The following is a 19,989-nucleotide window of genomic DNA, read 5'->3' as shown; positions in this document are numbered from 1 at the left end:
TCTGATGGGGCGCTGCCCGAACCGCCCGAACCCCTGTCACACATCGGCCCGCTGTCACACGTCGGAGGGCGAGCGGTGATCGCCGGAACCCCTCCCGAACCGGGCAGGTCCCGCCTGACCATCAGCGCCTACCGCCTCGATAACGACGGGCGCCGGGTCGGCGTGACAGAGCCGACCGCATGCGCCCCCGGCACGGGCACACTCCCGCCGGTGTCCCTCATGTGGCCCCCGTGCCGGTGCCCGCGCTGCCGGACCGGCCGCGACGGTCCACGCTACCGGTAGTCGCGCCATCGCCCGACCGGGCGTCCCCCGTAACCGACCGGGTCCACTTCACCGCCCACGGAACCCGGGATTCGGCCGTGCGCGCGGAGTTGAGCTGACCGACATCGACGAGGATCGAGCGTTCACCCCCGGTATGAACGCGGGGCATTCTGCGGGAGTCCCGGTGAGGTTCTGCCGCGCGTTCCGCCGGGCGGGCGGGGTGACCGTGTCGGGGCCGACGGCTGCGGGGGTGATGTAGGGGTGTCAGGTCTCCCGGTGCCCGCTCAGAACAGTGCCAGGCCCTCGCCGCTGGTGTCCGCGATGACCGGGCGGGGCTGGGCGGGGAGGTCGTCCACTCGGTCGGGACCGGCCGCGGCGGCCACGGCAGGGGCCGTCTCGGCCAGCCAGACGCGGAACCGCTCGACGGCTTCGCGGTAGGGGACTTGCGCCAGGACACGGTGCTCGCCGGAGGGGCAGCAGTCGACGGTGACCGTGAGCAGGCAGGAACGGGGGGCGTTCTGACTGCCCGTCCAGGACACGCGCAGGACACCGCAGGGCGTGCGCCCGCGGGAGGCTCGGTGGGTCGGGCGCAGCGATCGGCAGGCTGTGTGGGCGGTCCATGCGGCGAGGTGCGGCAGGGGCAGGGTGGTGCGGGCGCGGCAGCCGGGGCAGCGGTGCCAGTGCCGGAGCCAGTCGCCGGAGTCGGTGTGGAAGAGGCGTGTGTAGCGGTTCGCCACCCGGATGTCGTTGTTGTACAGGTGGTCGGGACGTTCGAGTGTGTTGCAGGACTGGCAGACGGGGGCGCGGACGTAGCCGTGTTCGTGGCAGTGGTCGAGCACGGTGGCGGGCGCGGTGCGGCAGACGGCGCACGCCCACGCGGCCACTTTGCGGGAGATACCGGGCTTCCTGCTGAGCACCGAGTACAGCTGGCCTTCCAGTTCCGCGTTGTACGGGCGCGGTGAGGCGGTGGGACCCTCGGGTATCGGCGTCTGCCGACCGTCGACGTCTTGCCGACCGTCGGTGTCTCGGGCCTGCCGGGGGTGGGAGGGCGGCTCGGTGGCGGCTTCGCTTGCTTGGCGGGTCCGCGCGGCTTGCCCCCACTGCGTTTCGGCGTGCTCGGCCGCGTCCAGCAGCCTGACCACGGCGCGTGGCAGCCACCACGTCTGCTGCGTCCCGTCGCGAATCTGCTCCACGAGCATCTGCCGCCAGTCGATCCCCGCCAGATGGTGCGGCCGGCCGACTTCACGTCGTGCTGCCCGCTCGGGGCCGCCCGGCTCCCGCAGTTCACCCGTGACGCGCCGGCGCCAACGCAGCCGCGTCCCCTCGTCACACTCCTGCCTCGGCGCCCCACGAAACGGACCGATGCGGACCAGGTCCCGCCGGTCCACCCCCACCGCGTTCAGCTCCGCGGCCGCCCGGCGCAACTCACCCTCCGGAACACTCCACTGACCGCCGCTCGCCCTCACCGTCGTTACCACAAGGCCGCCGAGCAGGACGTACCCCGCCCGGGCATGGGCAGGAGTACAGGTGAATGCCCCAGAAGCCGTCGGCACAGCACTGTCGGCCGTCAGATCGACCCACAGAGCGTCCGCGGCAGCAAGGGTGATCAGGCCGTCCGTACGAGGGGGCATAACACGCTCCGGCATACCGACAGGCTAACGGCCCGTAGCGCGGCAACGGGTCCCAAGCGCCTCGGTCAACGGGGCCGCCACTCGCAACTGGGCGGCGACGTCGCGTCGTACGGTTTCCGATCACCTTATGTGATGGCAAGGTTCCCGCACCGTCCACGAGTTGATGTACGAGATCATGAACAAGGACACATTGGCCAACAGAGCAAGTACGCCGCCGAGCTGGATGCTGTCGCGGACGCCAAGAGTGTCTTCGACGTCTGCCAGTACCCCGAAGGCCGCTCCCTGAGAGGCTTCACCAAACCGGTCACGCGCATTACCGGCCTGCTCCGAAGCCTGGGAAAGATCCCGGAGTCGGCCGTCCGGGTTCTGAAGGCCGAATACGACGCAGGCCCGGGCCCCGCGTCCGGCTTCTCCGTCCACCCCCTCCTCGTACCGCTCGTCAACGAGTTGGGAGACGAGGACGAATCGTGACCGCCGACCGGGCGTCTCACGGCACGTAAGCAGCCGGCGAAACCGTGTTGTTACCCTCCGTGGCATGCCTCATTCAGCAGCGCAGGAGATGCGCTCTCCGATCCTTTCGATCCATCCATACGTACCGGCCATCCAGCAACAGGGCGATATGATCTGCTCCATGGCCTCGCGCGGCGTCTGCGACCACAAGCTCGTCGCGGAAGTGCGACCTGAGTTCAGCGACGGCACCTCTCCCCGCTGGCGCGTGTGCGGCGAGTGGCTGACCAGGCATCCGTCAGCCATTGCCCACATCACCACGAACGGCTTCCAGGAGCCCGCCGTCCTATGAGGGGTCAGTGCCGGAGCTTTGCGGCGGCGACTACGCCGGTCGATATACGGCCTGGTCCGGATCCGGCCTCACGATCACACCGTCCTGGGCGAGTTCGCGCAGGTTGCGACGGGCCTCCTTGCCCGCGGCTTCGTCGTCCGCCGGCCGGTACCCTGCGACTCGTAGAGCCAGTACGGAACGTTCGGTGTCCCATGTGCCTCGCAACGCCTGGATCACCGCGGCGAGCGCCGGCTTGTGCGCCAGCGGCTTCTCAGTCATCGCACCCTCCCCTTCCGGAAACTGCAGCAGCATGACACACGGCGGCAGGGCTCCTCCTATGTTGACCGACCCCACTCGGTGCGCGAACGCTGAACTTCCTGCGCACGCCCGTCGGCCGGCGCTTCCCTTCCGGCGTCGGAGCTGCGTGGTCGCTCGGCTCAACAGTTCGTCCTCTGCCTCCCCTCCGGAAATGCCCGGGTGGCGAAGTGAAGCAGGAGTCCCTGGCAGCCGCAGGCCACCGAATGTTCTCGTCAGTCGACTGCCCTGAGGTAGATCCGGCTCTCGCTGTTGTCCAGCCTGTGCACCGCGATCGCCAGGGAGTTCAGGTCTCCACCGCAGGGGGCACAGACCTGCCCTTCCCGTACGTCCGGCAACGACTCGGGTTCGGGGAGTCCGAGGTGGGAGAAGGGAGTCATGGGCTTCGCGACGCTCTCGCGGGGCTCGTCTCGCTGCCTCAGCTCCCTCTCGGGCCGGAGCTGCTTCACGAAGCCGTCCACGCCGGAGGTGGGAAGGGTGAAGGCCAGCAGCAGCCCGTCGTCCTGGAATCCGTTCTGACGTGCCGCACGGATGTCGGCGGCCTTGGACGGAAGTTGGATGTTCATCTGCCGACCGACCGTCACAGGGGTGGCCTTGTCGTCCCAGTCGGGCACTTCGCTGGTCCTGTCGGCCGCACCGGACTCGCCCGCGGCCGAGCAGGCGGCGAGGACCGGGCCGGTCAGACAGAGCGCGGCCACCGCTCCGGCTGCGAGGACTACCCGCTTCGCTCGAGAGTTGTGAAGTGTCCGCGTCATCGGGCGTCCCCGTTCCGACCCGGATCGGTGCGTGTCCCGTCGCGCCCCGGGTCCTCTGGGGCGGGAAGGCCGCCGTTCGCACTCAGGTCGTGGTGTTGCACCGATCCACTGCCTCGCATGTCGAACTCTCTCGCCAGACCTGTGGTGTGCAACCGAGCCATGTCGGCGTCGGTCACCGTGGTCGGGCCGATGGGGGTCTCCTTGCCCGGGTCCCAGTTGTACCGGTCCCATACGTTCACCTGGTAGTCGAGGCTGATCTTGGGTTCGCCGTTCTCACCGGGCACGACCGTGACCGTACCCGTCGTGTTCGTCATGCCGCTCCCGACGGCCAGGTACCAGTTGCGGTCGCTGTGGGTGTAGCTCTGCGGCGAGGTCTCCACCGGGATGGCCACGGGTTCGCCGCCCGACTTCTCGAACGCCGCGAGAGCCTGCTTCCGCCACCTCTCCTGCTCGTCCTGGATGGCGTATTCCGCGGTCTGTCGAAGTGCCGAGTCGTCCGTGAGCATCCGGTCCACGTCCAGATCCACCGGGGTGCCGAGCCCGCGTAGGTAGTGATCCATGTGATGCGCGGCATCGGTGTTCCCGATGAAGTCGCCCGCGTTGGACATCGCCACCGCCTGTGCCTGGATCCACTGGTCGTGTGCCGTGGGGGCCTCGACGTCGTACGCGCCCGCCCCCGGGTCCGCCGCGATGCGCTTCGATCCGGGCGCGAGAATCCCGGCGGCGAGGAGATCGTCCTTGTGTTTCGACCACATCTCGCCGCGGGCGTCCGGGCTCAGCGACTGCCACAGACGCCGTAGTTCGGCCCGCTGCCCGGCGTTGGCGTCCTCACCGAGCGAGGCGAGTTTCATCGCGCGCGGCAACTGGTCCTCGTCGAGCGAGGTGTACGTGGCGTGACCGGCGTTGTGCGGGTCTGCGCCGTGGGACTTACGCAGGGCCCGGGTCACCGCTGCGTCGATCTCGGCAGCGTGGGCGACCAGGCCTGTGAGGGTGTCGGCGTACCACTGCATCCTGTCCTTGGTGCGCTGCGAGGTTCCCTTCACGTCGCACACCGCCTCGATCACCTTCACCGTCCCGTTCCCGCCGTCCGTCACGAGCAGACCGTGGTCCGGGTCGGGGGACCGGTCCGGGTCTCCTTTGCGCGCTTCGTCGGTCAGGGCCTTCGCCCTTTTCTGGATCTGCGAGAGCTCGGTGTGGGCGTCGGCGAGCACGGCGTGAACACTCTGCGCCTCCTTGCACAGATCACCGAACTCCTTGGCAGCCTTGCGCACGAACTCCTTGGTCACAGTCGCGTTGACGCCCTGCCAACGGGCCGCTTCGGACTTCTTCAGCAGACCGTCCCTGGCCTCGGTCTGCAGCGTGGCGAGGTTCCCGGCCATCGTCTCCCAGTCGGTGACGGCGGTGCCGAGCCTGCCGAGATCCAGCGCGATGAGGTCGGAATAGGTGAACGTGCCCATTGATGTGGCGCCCTCCGTCAGCGCACGTACGTGGAGATCTCGGAGACCGGCATGGCGGTCCCGTCCCGGCCACGAAGGGACGCCGCGATCGCCGCGTCGTCATTGGCGTGCAGCTTCTTCGAGTAGTCCAGGTGGTTCGAGATGTGCGCGCACATCTGCAGGACGGTCTTCACCTGTGTGTCCCACACCGACAGCGTGGTGTAGAGCTCGCTGCCCATGGTCAGGTTGCGGTCCGCGAATTCCCTGGCCGCCCGCGCAGTGGAACCCTCTCCGTTGCGGTCGGCACCCGCACCCACGATGTCCGCCTTCTTGTGCAGGTCGCCGTGGAGCACGAACGCCTCATGACCAACCGCCCCGAGATCGTCCTGCCTGACCACCAGATCCTTGCCGGCCGCGCCACCTGTACCGCCTGATCCAGGCTCCAGCTGATTGAGCCGCATCCCCGTGGACTGGCGCTGCCTGCCCTCCGAGACCAGTTGCGCCCACTCGTCGCCGAACGTCATCGTCTCCCCCGTTCCGATCACCGACTCCCCGGCAAGGTTAGCAACAGCGCCCTTCGCTAACGGGGTTGCCGATGTGGTGCCCGTCATCGAGTACGACGCGCGCCGGCAGGCGCAGGAGGAGTACAGCAGGCGGCTCTCCGAGCATGCGTTAACAAAAATGCGATCATGTACGCCGTGTACCGAATGTCTGCTGCTCCCTCGGCCGATCCCCGGCTGATCCCCGGAGCGGCCCGAGACGTCGTCGTTCGGCCCGGGGGGTCGGATGCCCGCCCGTGGGCCACGGCTCCGCTCGGCGCCGGCTGACCCGACCGACGTACGCCCGGCGCCCCCGGCGCCGGGCGGCCGGGGGTTCGCGCACTGCGCGACCGTGGGGCGTGGGGGGCGTAAGGTCCGGTTATGAGGGAGTCACCTCTGACCGCGCTCCCTGGCCCTGCGCTCCGGGGAAGGTGAGAACGTGGCGGACGCCGCCGCCGAGGACCTCCGTGCCGGCTCCGGTCCGGAGCTGCTGGAGCCGGTGCTGGTCGACCTCGCGCGGCGGACCGGCGCTTCCGTTGCGGCCGTCTATCTGCTGGAGGAGGACGAGCCGGTCCTGCGGCTGGCCGCGCTGGGCGGGACCCCGTGGGAGATCTCCATGCCCTGGGCGCGGGTGATGCTGGACGCCGTCTCTCCGGTCTCCGACGCCGTGCGGGAGCGGCGCCTGGTGTGGGTGGGCGGGCAGGAGGAGAGGGCGCGCCGTTACCCGCGGCTGGCGCTCGTCCTGCCGTACCGCTTCGCGCTGGCCGCCGCCGCGGTGGCCACCGGCGCCGACACCTGGGGCGGTCTGGTGGTGCACTGGCCCGCGTCGCACCCCTCGGAGCTGAGCCCGCACGAGCGGGAGGCGATCACCGGCGCATGTCACCGGCTGGGCCTGATCCTGCGGCACGCCGCCGAGGAGGGCCGGCCGGTGCGGCCGGGCGCCGAGCCGCTGATGCTGCCGCCGCTGCGGGCCCGCACGGTGGGACCGGACGAGGCGCAGGCCGCGGTGGACTTCGTCGAGCGCCTCCCGCGCGGCTGCTGCTCGCTGGGCGTGGACGGCCGTATCGCCTTCGTCAGCACCAAAGCCGCCGAACTGCTCGGCGCCGACATCGAGGCCCTGCTCGGCAGGAAGCCGTGGGAGGCCCTGCCCTGGCTGGACGAGCCGACCGCCGAGGACAGCTACCGGGCGGCCGTGCTCAGCCGTGAGCCGGTGTCCTTCACCGCGCTGTGCCCTCCGGACCGGTGGCTGTCGTTCCGGCTCACCCCGGACGGCTCGGGCGTCAGCGTGTACATCGCGCCCACCCACTCGGCCCACGCCCACGCGCCGGTCTCCACCCCGCCCCGGCCGGACGCGTGCGTGTCCGCCGCTCCCGGCCGGGCCGCCACCCTGTACCACCTGATGCATCTGGCCGCCACGCTCACCGAGGCGGTCGGCGTGCGGGACGTGGTCGACCAGGTCGCGGACCAGATGCTGCCCGCCTTCGGCGCGGAGGCGCTCGCCCTGATGACCGCCGATGAGGGCAGGCTGCGGATCATCGGCTACCGCGGCTATGCCGCGGACGTCATGGAGCGCTTCGACGCCGAGCCGCTCACCTCCGCCACCCCGGCCGTGCGCACGCTGACGACGGGCGTGCCCGCCTTCTTCGGCAGCTTCGCCGAGCTCCAGCGCGCCTATCCGCCCGCGGTGGCACAGGACGGCATGGCGGCCTGGGCCTTCCTGCCGCTGATCACCTCCGGCCACCCGGTCGGCTCCCTGGTGCTCGCCTACGGCCGGCCCCGCGCCTTCGCCTCCGAGGAACGCGCCGTCCTCACGTCCACCGCCGGACTGATCGCGCAGGCCCTCGACCGTGCCCGCCTGTACGACACCAAGCACCAGCTGGCGCACGACCTGCAGGCCGCCCTGCTGCCGCACGCCCTGCCCGACGTGCCCGGCCTGGAGGTGGCCGCCCGCTACCTCCCCGCCACCCGCGGCATGGACGTCGGCGGCGACTTCTACGACCTGATCCGCCTCGACGCCACCACCGCGGCCGCGGCCATCGGCGACGTCCAGGGCCACAACATGACGGCCGCGGCGCTGATGGGGCAGGTCCGCACCGCCGTCCACGCCACCGCGGGCGCGCCCCCGGACGAGGTCCTCGCCCGCACCAATCGGCTGCTCACCGACCTCGACCCCGGACTTTTCACCAGTTGTCTGTACGCCCACATCGACCTGACCGCGCGGCGCGCGTGCCTGGCCACCGCCGGGCACCCGCCCCCGCTGCTGCGCCACCCGGACGGCCGCACCGAGATCCTGCACCTGCCGCCCGGACTGCTGCTGGGCATCGACCCCGACGTGCCGTACTCGTCCACCGAGGTCCCGCTGCCGCCCGGCTCCGTGCTGGCCTTCTACACGGACGGGCTCGTCGAGGCGCCCGGGGTCGACCTCGAGGACGCCGTCGACGCCCTGGCCCGCCAGCTGGAGCGGGCCGGGCCGGGCACCCTGGACGCGCTCGCCGACTCGCTCATCCAGCACGCCCGCCGCTCCGCGCCCCGCAGCGACGACATCGCCCTTCTGCTCATCCGCCCCACCGGGCGGCCCTGACGCCGCTGCGGTCAGGCGAGGGTTACCTCGACCGGCAGCTTCTTGATGCCGTTGACGAAGTTGGAGCGGACCCGGGGGACGTCGCCGGCCAGCCTGATGTCGGCGATGCGCGGGATGAGTTCCTCGAACATGATGCGGATCTCGGTGCGGGCGAGCAGGTTGCCCAGGCACAGGTGGGGGCTGCCCTTGCCGAAGGTGACGTGGTCGTTGTTCCGGCGGGCCACGTCGAAGTCGTACGGGTTGCCGAAGACTGCCTCGTCGCGGTTGCCGGAGGCGTACCACATGACGACCTTGTCGCCCTCCCTGACCTGCTTGCCGCCGAGTTCGACGTCCCGGGTGGCGGTGCGGCGGAAGTGGTACACGGGGGACGCCCAGCGCAGGAACTCCTCGACCGCCGTCGGGATCAGCGAGGGGTCGTCCCGCAGCCTGGCGAGCTGGTCGGGGTGCTGGAGCAGGGCCAGCATGGAGTGGGAGATGGTGTGGCGGGTGGTCTCGTTGCCGGCCACCACCAGCAGCAGGAAGTAGTTGTCGAAGTCCTGCGCGGAGAGCGGGACCCCGTCGCGCGGGACGGTGTTGACGAGCCTGGAGACCAGGTCCTGGCCGTCTCCGCCGCGCCGCTGCCGGGCCAGCTCACGGCCGTACTCGAAGACCTCGAGCGAGGCGGGTGACCGGAACGGCAGGTCGCGGTACTTCTCGCTCTCCGCGCTGTGCAGGAGGACGTCGGCGTAGTCGGGGTCGGTGTTGCCGATGATGCGGTTGCCCCAGTCGATGAGCTGCTGGTTGTCCTCCGGCGGCACGTCGAGGAGGCGGGCGAGCACGTTGATGGGGAAGTCGGCGGAGACGTCGGCGACGAAGTCGAAGGTGCCCTTGGCCAGGGCCGCGTCCAGGGTCTTCGCGGTCAGGCCGCGCAGGAAGTCGCTGTAGCTGTTGATGACGCCGGCGCCGAACTGGCGCTGGATGACGCTGCGCAGGGCTCGGTGGCGGACGCCGTCCATCTCCAGGATCGAGGCGCGCTTCTTGATCTGGTCGTCGTCGACCTCCTCCAGGTTGACGAAGCGGGTGGAGGTGAAGGTGTCGGCGTCGCGGTCGACGCGGGCGATGTCGGCGTGCCGGGTGACCGCCCAGAAGCCGGAGTTGGGAGCCTCCTCGGGCTGCCAGTGGACCGGGTCCTCGTGACGCAGGGTGTGGAACATCCGCCACGGGGTGACGCCGTCGGCGAAGTTGTCGAGGTCGGCGAGGTCCACCCGGTCCAGCGGCAGGGGCTCTTCGAGGGCGGCCCGCAGCTCGGCCCGGCCGGCGGGGACGGTGGCCGAGGAAGAGGAGACAACGGAGGCGGCGGCGGAGGCGGAGGGGCTGGTCATCGGTGATCTCCTGTGCGGGGCGGGCGAAGCGGCGTGAGGATGCGGCGTCCTCGGGTGGGCAGGGCTGCGGGGTCGTGAGGCGGAACAGCAGGGACCTGGACTTGGGGCGGTCGGGGGTCGGGGGTAGAGGTCGGACCGCCGACCGGGCAGCGGTGGGCGAGTTCGGGTTCGGCGGCCGGGCGGCTCGGGCTCAGGGCGGTCGGGCGTGCTCGAGCCGGGCGGGCTCGGGGGCCCGAGAGGGCTCGGGGCGGGCAGGGCTCAGAGGGGGTGGGCGTACCCGGGTCAGAGGTGGTAGGCGTACTCGGTGAACTCCCAGTCGGTGACGTGGCGGCCGAAGCGTTCGGCCTCGTTGCGCTTGTAGGTGAGGAAGGAGGCGGTGAAGTCCTTGCCGAGGACGTCGGTGAGGGCGGTGTCCGCCTCCAGCGCGTCGAGGGCGGCCGGCAGGCCGGTGGGCAGCAGGGCGGAGCGGGCGGTGTCGTACCCGTAGCCCTCCAGCGGGGCAGCCGGCTCCTCGCCCGCCCGGACGCCGAGCAGGGCGGCGGCGATCGTGCCCGCGACGAGCAGGTAGGGGTTGGCGCCGGCGTCACCGAGGCGCAGTTCGAGCCGCGCGCCGCTGCCGCGCTCCGGCGGGATGCGGACCATGGCGCTGCGGTTGTCGAGGCCCCAGTCGATCAGCCACGGCGCGAGGGTGTCGGGGCCGAAGCGCTTGTACGAGTTCACGGTGGGGTTGGCCAGCGCCGCGAGCGCCGGTGCGTGGGCGAGGATGCCCGCGACGGCGTGCCGGGCCGTGGCCGAGAGGCCGTGGGCGCCGGACGGGTCGTCGAAGGCGTTGCGGCCGTCGGCGTCGTCGCAGGACAGGTGGAGATGGAAGCCGGAGCCGCCGGCGTCGCCGAAGGGCTTGGCCATGAAGGTGGCCAGTTTGCCCTCCTTGCGGGCCAGTTCCTTGACGGCGGCCTTGAAGCGGAAGGCGCGGTCGGCCGCGTCCAGGGCGTCGGAGTGGGTCAGGTTGATCTCGATCTGGCCGCCGTCGAACTCGTGGTTGCCGTTGGTGACGCCCAGGCCGAGGTCGCGCAGCAGGCGCAGGGTGCGCAGCAGATGGTTGGAGGGGTCGGCGCGCAGGCCGGCGGTGTAGACGGCGCCGGTCGTCTCCGGGGCGCGACGCCACCCGGTGGGCGTGCCGGGGGCCGGTTCGAGGAGGAAGTACTCGAGTTCGGGGCCGACGACGGGACGCAGTCCCTGCTCGGCGCAGCGGGCCAGGACGGTGCGCAGCAGGTCGCGCGGGGATTCCGCGGCCGGTTCCCCGGTCGCCGGGTCGGTGACCTCGCCGAGGCAGGCGGCGACGCCGGGTTCCCAGGGCAGCGGGACGGCGGTGGACAGGTCGGGGCGTACGCAGACGTCGGGCAGTCCGGCGTCCAGGCCGCCCGCGACGGGGACCACGTCGCCCTGGGGGGTGGTGTGGTAGACGGCGCGGCAGAAGGCCAGGCCGTGCTCGCCGGCCGAGGGCAGGTGGTCCAGCAGGACGTCGCGGGCGCGGTCGGTGCCCATCAGGTCGGGGTACTGCACCCGGACCACGTCGACGCCCTCAGCGGCGAGCCGCTCCATGTGCCGGCGGATGTCTGGGCTGTCGGATGCGCTCACCGGTTCTCCTAGGGCGGAAAGGCGGGGCTCCCCCGGGGCGTCGGCCGGACCGGGAGGCGACACAGAAGGCGGTCCGGGGCCGGGAGGGAGCGGGAAGACGGCCCTGGGCGAACCCCTGGAGCCATTCGTTTGACCCCGAACGGTAAGGAAGGGAGCCGCGCCCCCGCAAGGGGGCGGTGCAAGAAATTTATCCATCTGGACAGGTATTGACCAGAGGGCGACGGCTTCCTATGTTGTTTGACGCCAAACGAGTCAGGGCGACGGCTCTCCAGCCGCCCTGTGGCACCGGGGCCCGGCCAGGCCCGCACCGGACGCTGCTGGTCCGCACCGGGCCGGGCCCCTCCCCTCCTCCCCCTCCGCTCCGATGCGCTCACCCCTCAGGAGGACCGCCATGAAGGTCGTCGTCGACATGAACAAGTGCCAGGACCACGGCCAGTGCGTCTTCGCCGCCCCGGACGTCTTCTCGCTGGACGACGACGGACGGCTCGCCTACGTCTCCGACGCCGACGAAGCTCTGCGCGACGAGGTCGAGGAAGCCGCCGACGTCTGCCCCTTGCAGGCCATCCGGATCGAGGGCTGATCCCATGACCGGGACGACGACCGGCAAGACAGCCGGCACGAAGACCGGCACGGCGACCGGGACGATTGTCGTCGCGGGCGGCTCGATGGGCGGACTGCGCGCCGCCGAGCAGCTGCGCGCGGCGGGCTGGACCGGGGCCGTCACCGTCGTCGGCGACGAGCCCCACATGCCCTACAACCGGCCTCCGCTGTCCAAGGACGTGCTGGCCGGCAAGGCGCCGTTCGCGTCGCTGGCCTTCACTCCGAAGGCGGCCGCGGCCGACGTGGAGTGGCGGCTCGGCACGAAGGTCGTCGCCGCCCGGCTCGGAGAACGGACCGTCGCCCTCGACGACGGCCGCACGCTGTCCTACGACGGGCTGGTCGTCGCCACCGGGATGCGGCCGAGACGGCTGCGCTGCCCGGGACCGCTCGCCGGCCGCCACACCGTCCGCACGCTGGACGACGCGAAGGGCCTGCGCGACGAGCTGACCGGGCCCGGAGTCCGGCTGGTCGTCGTCGGCGCGGGATTCATCGGATGCGAGGTCGCCGCCACCGCCGTCCGTCTCGGCGTGGCCGAGGTGACCGTCGTCGACCCGCTGCCCCTGCCCATGGTGGGCCCGCTCGGCGAGCTGCTCGGCCGCGCGCTGCTGAAGCGGCACGAGGAGCGCGGGGTGCGCTTCGCGCTGGGCACGGGTGTGGCCGGCTTCCGGGGCGACGGGCGGGTGACCGGCGTCGTCCTCGCAGACGGCCGTGTGCTGCCCGCCGACGTGGTGGTCGAGTCGGTCGGCTCGGTCGCCAACGTGGAATGGCTGGACGGCAACGGCCTCGACCTCGTCGACGGCGTCCTCACCGACGACCGGCTGCGGGTCGGCGGCCGGCCCGACGTGGTCGCCGTCGGTGACGTGGCCCGGTTCCCCAACGCCCGTTACGACGGCGTGCCCCGCCGCGTCGAGCACTGGTCGATCCCCACCGACACCGCCCGGCACGCCGCGAAGGCCCTGGTCGCCGGTCTCACCGGCGCCGACGCCGACGCCGCGCCCGGCCCCTTCGCCCCGCTGCCCACCTTCTGGAGCGACCAGCACGACTTCCGGCTGCAGTCCTTCGGGGTGCCCGGTCTCGGCACGGACGACGTCCGCGTCCTGGACGGCGACCCCGAGGGCGACGTCGTGACCGGCTACCACACCGGCGGCCGGCTGGTCGGCGTCGTCGCCCTCGGCGGCCCGGCCGCTGCGACGGCCGCCGCCCGCTACCGCGCCCAGCTGCTGAAGTCGCCCGCCCTCACCCCGTAAGGAAGCCCGTCATGTCCCCTGTCCGTGGTTACTTCCACCCCAAGACGGCGAGCGGCGCCTCGTCGCTGATCCCGTCGCCGCCGTGGCGCTACTCCGGCGACCTGCTCACCGTCGAGTACCGGACCGATCCGGCCCGGGTGCGCGAACTGCTGCCCGAGCCACTGGAGTTGGCCGACGACGACCCGGGCGCGGTCGCGTTGATCTGGGCCGACTGGCAGTCCTGCGCCGCCTCCGGCGACGAGCTGCTCGACCCGGTGCTCTCCCAGTACAAGGAGGCGTTCGCGGTCGTCCGCTGCGCATACCGGGGGCAGACCTACTCGCGGTGCGTCTACATCTGGGTCGACAAGGACTTCGCCATCGCCCGCGGACTGCACCAGGGCTACCCGAAGAAACTCGGCTCCATCCACCAGACCCGCCCGCACCCCTACGGGCCCGCCCCGCGCATCGAGGCGGGGGCCCGGTTCGGGGCGACGCTGGCCGCGGCGGACCGGCGGCTGGCCCAGACGGTGGTGACGCTGCGCGAGCCGTCGGAGACGAACGGGTTCGTCAACGCGCACCCCATGGCCCACCACCGCTGGCTGCCCTCGATCGAGAAGGGAAAGGGGCTGGCCCTCGACGAGCTGGTCGAGACCGGGGCTGCGTCCTTCGAGGCGGGCCCGGCGTGGGTCGGCGAGGCCGAGCTCGAGCTGTTCGAGGCGCCCACGGAGGAACTGGCCCGGCTGGAGATCCACGAGCCGATCGCCGCCTACTACCGCCAGGTCGGCGTCGTCTGGGACGGCGGCCGGCTGCTGGAGTCCGGCATGTCGGGCGCCGAGTAACCCCCGCACGCATCACAGAACTTGGAGACCGGCATGATCGAGCACACCCTCACGGTGGCCGGGGTCACCGTCGACGCCCGGCACTGGATCGGCGGCGAACGCGTCGCCTCCGCCGAGACGTTCACCGACGTCTCACCCATCGACGGCCGCGCGATCGGCGAGATCGCGCGCGGCACCCCGGCTCAGGCCGCCGCCGCCGTGGCCGCCGCCAAGGCCGCCTTCCCCGCCTGGGCGGCCACCCCGCGCGCCGAACGCGCCCGCATCCTGCACGCCGTCGCCGACGGCGTGGAGAAACGGCTCGAGGAGCTGGCGGTCGTCGAGACCACCGACAACGGGGCCCTGCTGCGCTCGCACCGCCGCGGGGTGATGCCCCGGGTGGCGCACAACTTCCGCTTCTTCGCCGACTGGCTGCTGAAGCTGGACCACGAGGACTTCGAGACCCGGGGCCACACCAACCACGTCTCCTGGGACCCGGCGGGCCCGAGTGTGCTGATCACCCCGTGGAACGCCCCGCTCATGCTCGCCACCTGGAAGGTCGCGCCGGCCCTCGCCGCCGGCAACACCGTGGTCCTGAAGCCCGCCGAGTGGTCCCCGCTGACCGCGTCCCTGCTCGCGGACATCGCCGCCGAGGCCGGGCTGCCGGCCGGGGTGCTGAACGTGGTCCAGGGCTACGGCTCCGAGATCGGCGACGCACTCACCTCCCACCCGGACGTCCGCCGCATCAGCTTCACCGGCTCCGTCCCGACGGCCCGGCGGATCGCCGCGTCGGCCGCCGCCCACCTCACCCCGCTCAGCCTCGAACTCGGTGGCAAGTCACCGCTGTTGGTGTTCGCCGACGCCGACCTCGACCTCGCCGTCGACCTCGCGGTGGAGCAGTACGACAACGCCGGCCAGGTCTGTCTCGCGGCCACCCGGATCCTGGTCGAGGACTCGGTCGCCGAGGAGTTCACCCGGCGGTTCGTGGAGAAGGCCGGGCAGCTCACCCAGGGCGACCCCCGCGAGGAGGCCGCCGACATAGGGCCCACCATCCACCCCCGCCAACTGGAGAAGATCGACGGCTTCGTGCGGCGGGCGCTCGACGCCGGGGCACGCGCGGTCATCGGCGGGCACCGCAAGGACGGCCGGTACTACGCGCCGACGCTGCTCACCGGCGTGACCCAGGACTCGGAGATCGTCCAGGAAGAGGTCTTCGGACCCGTCCTCACGCTCCAGACCTTCACCACCGAGGACGAAGCCGTCCGGCTCGCCAACGACACCCGCTTCGGTCTGGCGGCCACCCTCGCCACCGGCGACCGTGCGCGCGCCGAGCGCGTCACGGCACGACTGGTCGCGGGCACGGTCTGGGTCAACTGCTTCTTCGTCCGCGACCTCCGGGCGCCCTTCGGCGGCTCCCGCCAGTCCGGTGTCGGACGCGAGGGCGGCTCCTGGAGCTTCGACTTCTACTGCGACCTGAAGAACACCGTGACCGCGCCGAACGGATGGAGCCAGGACCATGGGTGAGATCGTCGGGGCGGGGCTGCTCGCCCACGTCCCCACCATCGTGCTCCCCGAGCAGGAACGGCGGGAGCTCAACCAGGGCAAGGAGATCACCCTCGTCACCGGGCTGCGGCAGCTGCGCGAGGACGTCTTCGCCCGCGACGACTACGACACCGTCGTCGTCCTCGACTCGCACTGGGCGACGACCGTCGAGTTCGTCGTCACCGCCCAGCGGCGCCGCGCCGGGCTGTTCACCTCCGAGGAGCTGCCGCGCGGCATGTGCCGGATGCCGTACGACTTCCCCGGCGACCCCGAACTGGCGGAGAACATAACGAAGTTCGCGGACCGGCACGGCACCTGGATCACCGCGATCGAGGACGACTACCTGCCGGTCTACTACGCCACGATCAACCTGTGGAAGTTCCTCGGCGAGGGCCTGCCCGACAAGCGGTGGGTGACCATCGGGGTGTGCCAGACCGGTGACATGGAGGACCATCTGCGGCTCGGCCGCGCGCTGGCCGACGGCATCGCCGCCACCCCCGGCCGCCGTGTCCTGCTCATCGCGTCCGGCGCCCTCTCGCACACCTTCTGGCCGCTGCGCGAACTGCGCGACCACGAGTCCAGCGACCCGGTGCACATCCGTACCCCCGAGGCGCGCGAGGCCGACCACGAGCGCATCGCCTGGTTCAAGGAGGGCCGCCACGACAAGGTCCTCGACACGATGGACGAGTTCTGGAAGTACCGGCCCGAGGCGAAGTTCTTCCACTACCTGATGATGGCCGGCGCCCTGGGCGAGCAGGCCTGCGTGGCGAGGGCCAGCCAGTACGGGGAGTACGAGAACTCGATCGGCACCGGCCAGGTGCACCTCTGGTTCGACCGCCCGTCCGACGGCTGGACCGGCGCGGGCCCTGCCACGGCCGGCCCGGCGCACACCCCGCCCGGCAGCCTCCCGGACAGCCGTCCCGCCGCCAGTCGTACCGTCGCCGGCCCTCCCGCGCCGCCCAGCCGCACCCCGCACAGCCACCCCTAGGAGCCCCGCCATGCCCGAGTACCGCCGCATCCTCCTCGACGGCGCCGCCGTCCAGGTCACCGTCGACGGGGACGAACTCGTCGCCGGCGACGGCCGTCGCGTCAAGACCGAGGAGGCGCAACACCTGCCGCCGGTCGTACCGTCGAAGGTGATCGCCGTCCATCTCAACCACCGCAGCCGCGTGGACGAGTTCGGGATCGATCTCCCGGCCACCCCCACCTACTTCCACAAGCCGACCTCCTCCCTCAACTCCCACCAGGGCGCGATCGTCCGCCCCGAGGGCTGCAAGTGGCTCAACTACGAGGGCGAGGTCGCCATCGTCATCGGCAGGACCGCGCGCAACATCTCCCCCGCCGAGGCAGGGGAGTTCATCGCGGGCTACACCGTCGCCAACGACTACGGACTGCACGACTTCCGCGACACCGACGCCGGGTCCATGCTCCGGGTGAAGGGCTCCGACACCCTGTGCCCGCTCGGGCCGGGGCTGGTCACCGGCTGGGACTTCCACGGGAAGCGGCTGCGCACGTACGTCAACGGCGAGGTGGCGCAGGACGGTTCGACCGACGAGATGCAGTGGGACATGCACTACCTCGTCGCCGACATCGCCCGCACCATCACCCTCCACCCCGGCGACGTCCTGCTGTCCGGCACGCCGGCGAACTCGCGGCCCGTCCAGCCGGGAGACGTCGTCGAGGTGGAGGTCGAGGGCCTCGGGCGGCTCACCAACCACATCGTGACCGGCCCGACCGCGGTCCGCGCCGACGTCGGCGCCCAGCCCACCGAGTCCGAGGAGGTGCTGTCCACCGCGCTCGGCGGTGACTGGGAGTTCCGCGGCGTCCGCCCGCCCCGGCGATGACACCCGCGAGGGCCGCCGCCGGGCCGGCGGGTAGGGTCACCGGCATGACCGACTCCGCGGACGCCCCGACGGGCCGCCGGCCGAGGAAGCGCCTGCACTACGGCGAGGGCCGCGAGGCCCTGCTGAACGCCGCCGTGCGCGTGGTGGCGCGGGGCGGACTGCGCCGGCTCACCTACCGGGCCGTCGCGGAGGAGGCCGGGGTCACCCACGGTCTGGTCGTGCACCACTTCGGTTCCCGTGACGCGCTGATCGAGGCGGCCCTCGCCCACACCATCCGCACCTCGCTGAGCCGCAGCGCGCTCGAACCGGGCACCGGTGAGATCGCCGACTTCTCGACGGGGCTCTCCGAGATGGTCACGGCGGATCCGGGCACCCAGGCCTTCCAGTACGAGCTGCTGCTGGAGGCCCGGCGCAGGCCGGAGCTGCTGCCGCAGATCCGTGAGCTGTACGACGAGTACTTCGACGCCAGCCGGCGCGAGCTGGGCCGGATGCTGTCGGCCGGCGCGAACGAGGCACTGGCCCGGCTGGTCTTCGCCGCCCTCGACGGGCTGGTGCTGCACCAGCTGGTCCTCGGCGAGCCCGAGGTCACGGACGCCGCTCTGGAACAGCTGCGGTCCCTGCTGAGGCTCGCCGCCTCGACCGGTGGGCCCGGTGACCTCGGTGGCCCCGGGGCTGCCACCGCCGCAGAGCGCGGTGACCCCGGTGACCTCAGCCAGGCCCGCACAGAGGCCTCTGACCGCGCATAGCACTGCGGCCGCGCATGTTCCTTTGACCGCGCACAACCCGCCGACCGCGCGTATCCCTCTGACCGCGCGCGCTCGTCCGACCTGCAGGTTCCTCCGTTCCGTCGCCGCACGACCGGCGTCGGGCATTCCGCGACAGCGGTCGCCCGCGCACGCCTGACGCCGACCACGTCCCGCCTGACGCCGAGGTCCGCCCGGCCGGGCCCGGGGACGTTTCGGCGTGGGCGCGGGAGCGTCCGGCGCCGGGGCGGAAATGTTTCCGCAGAGCCTTGCCAAACGGATAGTTCGCGACCACCATGAGGCAACTCGTTTGGCTCAAAACAAACTCCCATCCCTTCCCGTCCCCGACAGGTGATCCGAGTGGACAGTCAGACGGCGGTCGCCCCGCACTCCCCGCACGACACAAGCACCACAGGCAGGCTCAAGCCCGATTCCCTCGGCGTCCTGGGCATCCTGTTCTTCGTCCTCTCCGCCCAGGCCCCGCTGACCGGCATCGCCGGGGCCGTCCCCATCGCCGTCGCCATCGGCAACGGGGCGGGCGCGCCCGCCGCGTACCTCGCCGCCGGCGTCATGGTCCTGCTGTTCTCCATCGGCTTCGTCGCCATGGGCCGCCACGTCGTGGACGCCGGCGCCTTCTACACGTACATCGGCAAAGGCCTCGGCCGCTCGGCCGGCTCCGGCAGCGCCGCCGTCGCCCTCTTCGCCTACTGCGCCATCCAGGCCGCCATGTACGGGCTCTACGGCGCGACGGTCGGCGGCCTCGTCGCGTACTACACCGACGTGCACCTCGCGTGGTGGGTCTGGACGCTGCTCACCATGGCGGTCGTCCAGGTGCTCGGCGCGGCCGGCATCGAGATGGGCGCCAAGCTGCTGGCCGTGTTCGTCCTCGCGGAGTTCAGCATCCTGATCGTGTTCGCCCTCGTGACCTTCTTCAAGGGCGGCGGCCCCGAGGGCCTCGGCTTCGGCGACAGCTTCTCACCGCACGCCGCGCTCCAGGGCGCTCCCGGCGTGGCGCTGATGTTCGCCGTGGCGTCGATGTTCGGCTTCGAGGCCACCGCCATCTACGGCGAGGAGGCGCGGGAGCCCCGCAGGACCGTGCCGCGCGCCACCTATCTGTCGGTCGCGGTGGTCACCGGCTTCTTCGCCTTCACCTCGTGGATGCTGGTCTCGGCGCACGGCGCGTCCGCGGCGACGGCCGAGGCGGGCAAGGCACTGGAGTCGGGCGACGCGACGCAGTGGGTGTTCGCGCCGATCACCGCCCTGTTCGGCTCCTGGGCCGGTGACGTGCTGCCCGTCCTGCTGGCCACCTCGCTGTTCGCCGGCATCCTGGCGTTCCACAACTCCGCCAACCGCTATCTGTTCTCCCTCGGCCGTGAGGGGCTGCTGCCGCACCGGCTGACCAGGCTCAACCGGCGCCACTCGCCCTGGGCGGCGGGCACCGTGCAGACGGTGATCGCGGCGGCGCTGGTCGTCCCGTTCGCACTGCTCGGCAAGGACCCGGTGCTGACGCTGTTCTCCTGGTTCAGCGGCGTCGCCGTACTGGCGATGATGCTCCTGTACTTCCTGACGTCCGTCTCCGTGGTCGTCTTCTTCCGCCGCTCCCGCGCCGACACCCGGCTGTGGAACACGCTGGTCGCACCGGTGCTGGGCGCGCTCGGCATCGCCGGCGCCATCTGGCTGATCATCGAGAACTTCACCACGCTCATCGGAGGCGACCGGACCACGGCCGTCTGGCTCCAGCTGACCGTCCCGGCGGTGCTGGTCCTCGGGCTGTGCGTGGCACGGCTGACCCGCGGCAGACCCGCCGTCACCGACTGACCCCGCCCTTCCCGTGAACGGCCGGCGGCGGCGTCACTCCCCGGACGCCGCCGCCGGCCCCGGATCGCCGACCGGGGATCGCCGACCGGGGAACACCGGCCGGGGA

The 19,989-nt window shown here is 71.7% G+C and carries 18 protein-coding genes; 11 read left to right on the top strand and 7 right to left on the bottom strand.

Annotation, left to right across the window (positions count from 1 at the left end; genetic code table 11):
- Positions 1-545: 545 nt before the first annotated feature.
- Positions 546-1,907 carry an endonuclease domain-containing protein gene (locus QA802_RS36980; RefSeq protein WP_334532255.1) on the bottom strand — a complete coding sequence of 454 codons (1,362 nt, stop codon included), beginning with the start codon at positions 1,905-1,907 and terminating at the stop codon, positions 546-548.
- Positions 1,908-2,024: 117 nt separating this feature from the next.
- Here QA802_RS36980 and QA802_RS36975 point away from each other — a divergent pair, with 117 nt between their 5' ends.
- Both QA802_RS36975 and QA802_RS36970 read left to right on the top strand, forming a co-directional pair.
- Entirely contained in the window at positions 2,025-2,363 is a 339-nt protein-coding gene (locus tag QA802_RS36975) for a hypothetical protein (protein WP_334532252.1), read from the top strand.
- A 64-nt stretch (positions 2,364-2,427) separates the two neighbouring features.
- Positions 2,428-2,691: a hypothetical protein gene (locus QA802_RS36970; RefSeq protein ID WP_334532249.1), complete on the top strand. Its 264-nt coding sequence runs from the start codon at positions 2,428-2,430 to the stop codon at positions 2,689-2,691.
- Positions 2,692-2,721: 30 nt separating this feature from the next.
- Here the strand turns inward: QA802_RS36970 and QA802_RS36965 are convergent, their stop codons facing one another.
- From QA802_RS36965 to QA802_RS36950, 4 genes are all read right to left on the bottom strand, one after another.
- Complete coding sequence (locus QA802_RS36965; RefSeq protein ID WP_334532246.1) at positions 2,722-2,949, bottom strand: hypothetical protein; 228 nt, start codon at positions 2,947-2,949, stop codon at positions 2,722-2,724.
- Between the two features lie 251 nt (positions 2,950-3,200).
- Positions 3,201-3,683 carry a hypothetical protein gene (locus QA802_RS36960; RefSeq protein ID WP_334532243.1) on the bottom strand — a complete coding sequence of 161 codons (483 nt, stop codon included), beginning with the start codon at positions 3,681-3,683 and terminating at the stop codon, positions 3,201-3,203.
- A gap of 53 nt (positions 3,684-3,736) precedes the next feature.
- Positions 3,737-5,197 carry a hypothetical protein gene (locus QA802_RS36955; RefSeq protein ID WP_334532240.1) on the bottom strand — a complete coding sequence of 487 codons (1,461 nt, stop codon included), beginning with the start codon at positions 5,195-5,197 and terminating at the stop codon, positions 3,737-3,739.
- A gap of 17 nt (positions 5,198-5,214) precedes the next feature.
- A complete protein-coding gene (locus QA802_RS36950) occupies positions 5,215-5,700 on the bottom strand; it encodes a hypothetical protein (RefSeq protein WP_334535118.1) in 486 nt (161 codons plus the stop codon).
- A gap of 454 nt (positions 5,701-6,154) precedes the next feature.
- Here QA802_RS36950 and QA802_RS36945 point away from each other — a divergent pair, with 454 nt between their 5' ends.
- Positions 6,155-8,296, top strand: a complete 2,142-nt coding sequence (locus QA802_RS36945; protein ID WP_334532237.1) for a SpoIIE family protein phosphatase — start codon at positions 6,155-6,157, stop codon at positions 8,294-8,296.
- Between the two features lie 11 nt (positions 8,297-8,307).
- On the opposite strand, the gene QA802_RS36940 is transcribed toward QA802_RS36945, so the two are convergent.
- The gene (locus tag QA802_RS36940; protein ID WP_334532234.1) at positions 8,308-9,657 is read right to left on the bottom strand and encodes a cytochrome P450; all 1,350 of its coding nucleotides are present in this window, start codon (positions 9,655-9,657) and stop codon (positions 8,308-8,310) included.
- Between the two features lie 282 nt (positions 9,658-9,939).
- A complete protein-coding gene (locus QA802_RS36935; protein ID WP_334532231.1) occupies positions 9,940-11,295 on the bottom strand; it encodes a glutamine synthetase family protein in 1,356 nt (451 codons plus the stop codon).
- Between the two features lie 391 nt (positions 11,296-11,686).
- Here QA802_RS36935 and QA802_RS36930 point away from each other — a divergent pair, with 391 nt between their 5' ends.
- The 8 genes from QA802_RS36930 to QA802_RS36895 all read left to right on the top strand — a co-directional run bounded on the left by QA802_RS36930 (position 11,687) and on the right by QA802_RS36895 (position 19,883).
- Positions 11,687-11,875, top strand: a complete 189-nt coding sequence (locus tag QA802_RS36930; protein WP_334532229.1) for a ferredoxin — start codon at positions 11,687-11,689, stop codon at positions 11,873-11,875.
- Positions 11,876-11,879: 4 nt separating this feature from the next.
- The gene (locus QA802_RS36925) at positions 11,880-13,142 is read left to right on the top strand and encodes an NAD(P)/FAD-dependent oxidoreductase (RefSeq protein WP_334532227.1); all 1,263 of its coding nucleotides are present in this window, start codon (positions 11,880-11,882) and stop codon (positions 13,140-13,142) included.
- 11 nt (positions 13,143-13,153) lie between these two features.
- Positions 13,154-13,960, top strand: coding sequence for an acetoacetate decarboxylase family protein (locus tag QA802_RS36920; RefSeq protein ID WP_334532224.1), 807 nt, complete (start codon positions 13,154-13,156; stop codon positions 13,958-13,960).
- A 33-nt stretch (positions 13,961-13,993) separates the two neighbouring features.
- Positions 13,994-15,460: an aldehyde dehydrogenase gene (locus QA802_RS36915; protein WP_334532221.1), complete on the top strand. Its 1,467-nt coding sequence runs from the start codon at positions 13,994-13,996 to the stop codon at positions 15,458-15,460.
- Positions 15,453-16,466: a 3,4-dihydroxyphenylacetate 2,3-dioxygenase gene (locus tag QA802_RS36910; protein ID WP_334532218.1), complete on the top strand. Its 1,014-nt coding sequence runs from the start codon at positions 15,453-15,455 to the stop codon at positions 16,464-16,466. Before QA802_RS36915 ends, QA802_RS36910 begins: the two co-directional genes overlap by 8 nt.
- A gap of 10 nt (positions 16,467-16,476) precedes the next feature.
- Complete coding sequence (locus QA802_RS36905; RefSeq protein ID WP_334532215.1) at positions 16,477-17,322, top strand: fumarylacetoacetate hydrolase family protein; 846 nt, start codon at positions 16,477-16,479, stop codon at positions 17,320-17,322.
- Positions 17,323-17,366: 44 nt separating this feature from the next.
- Complete coding sequence (locus QA802_RS36900) at positions 17,367-18,068, top strand: TetR/AcrR family transcriptional regulator (RefSeq protein WP_334532212.1); 702 nt, start codon at positions 17,367-17,369, stop codon at positions 18,066-18,068.
- A gap of 357 nt (positions 18,069-18,425) precedes the next feature.
- Positions 18,426-19,883 (top strand): APC family permease, encoded by a 1,458-nt coding sequence (locus QA802_RS36895; protein WP_334532209.1) that lies wholly within the window; start codon positions 18,426-18,428, stop codon positions 19,881-19,883.
- Positions 19,884-19,989: the final 106 nt, after the last annotated feature.

It is taken from the genome of Streptomyces sp. B21-105 (assembly GCF_036898465.1).
GTDB lineage: Bacteria > Actinomycetota > Actinomycetes > Streptomycetales > Streptomycetaceae > Streptomyces.
Note: the sequence above shows the minus strand (reverse complement) of the source record. Positions and strands in the feature narration are given on the sequence as shown.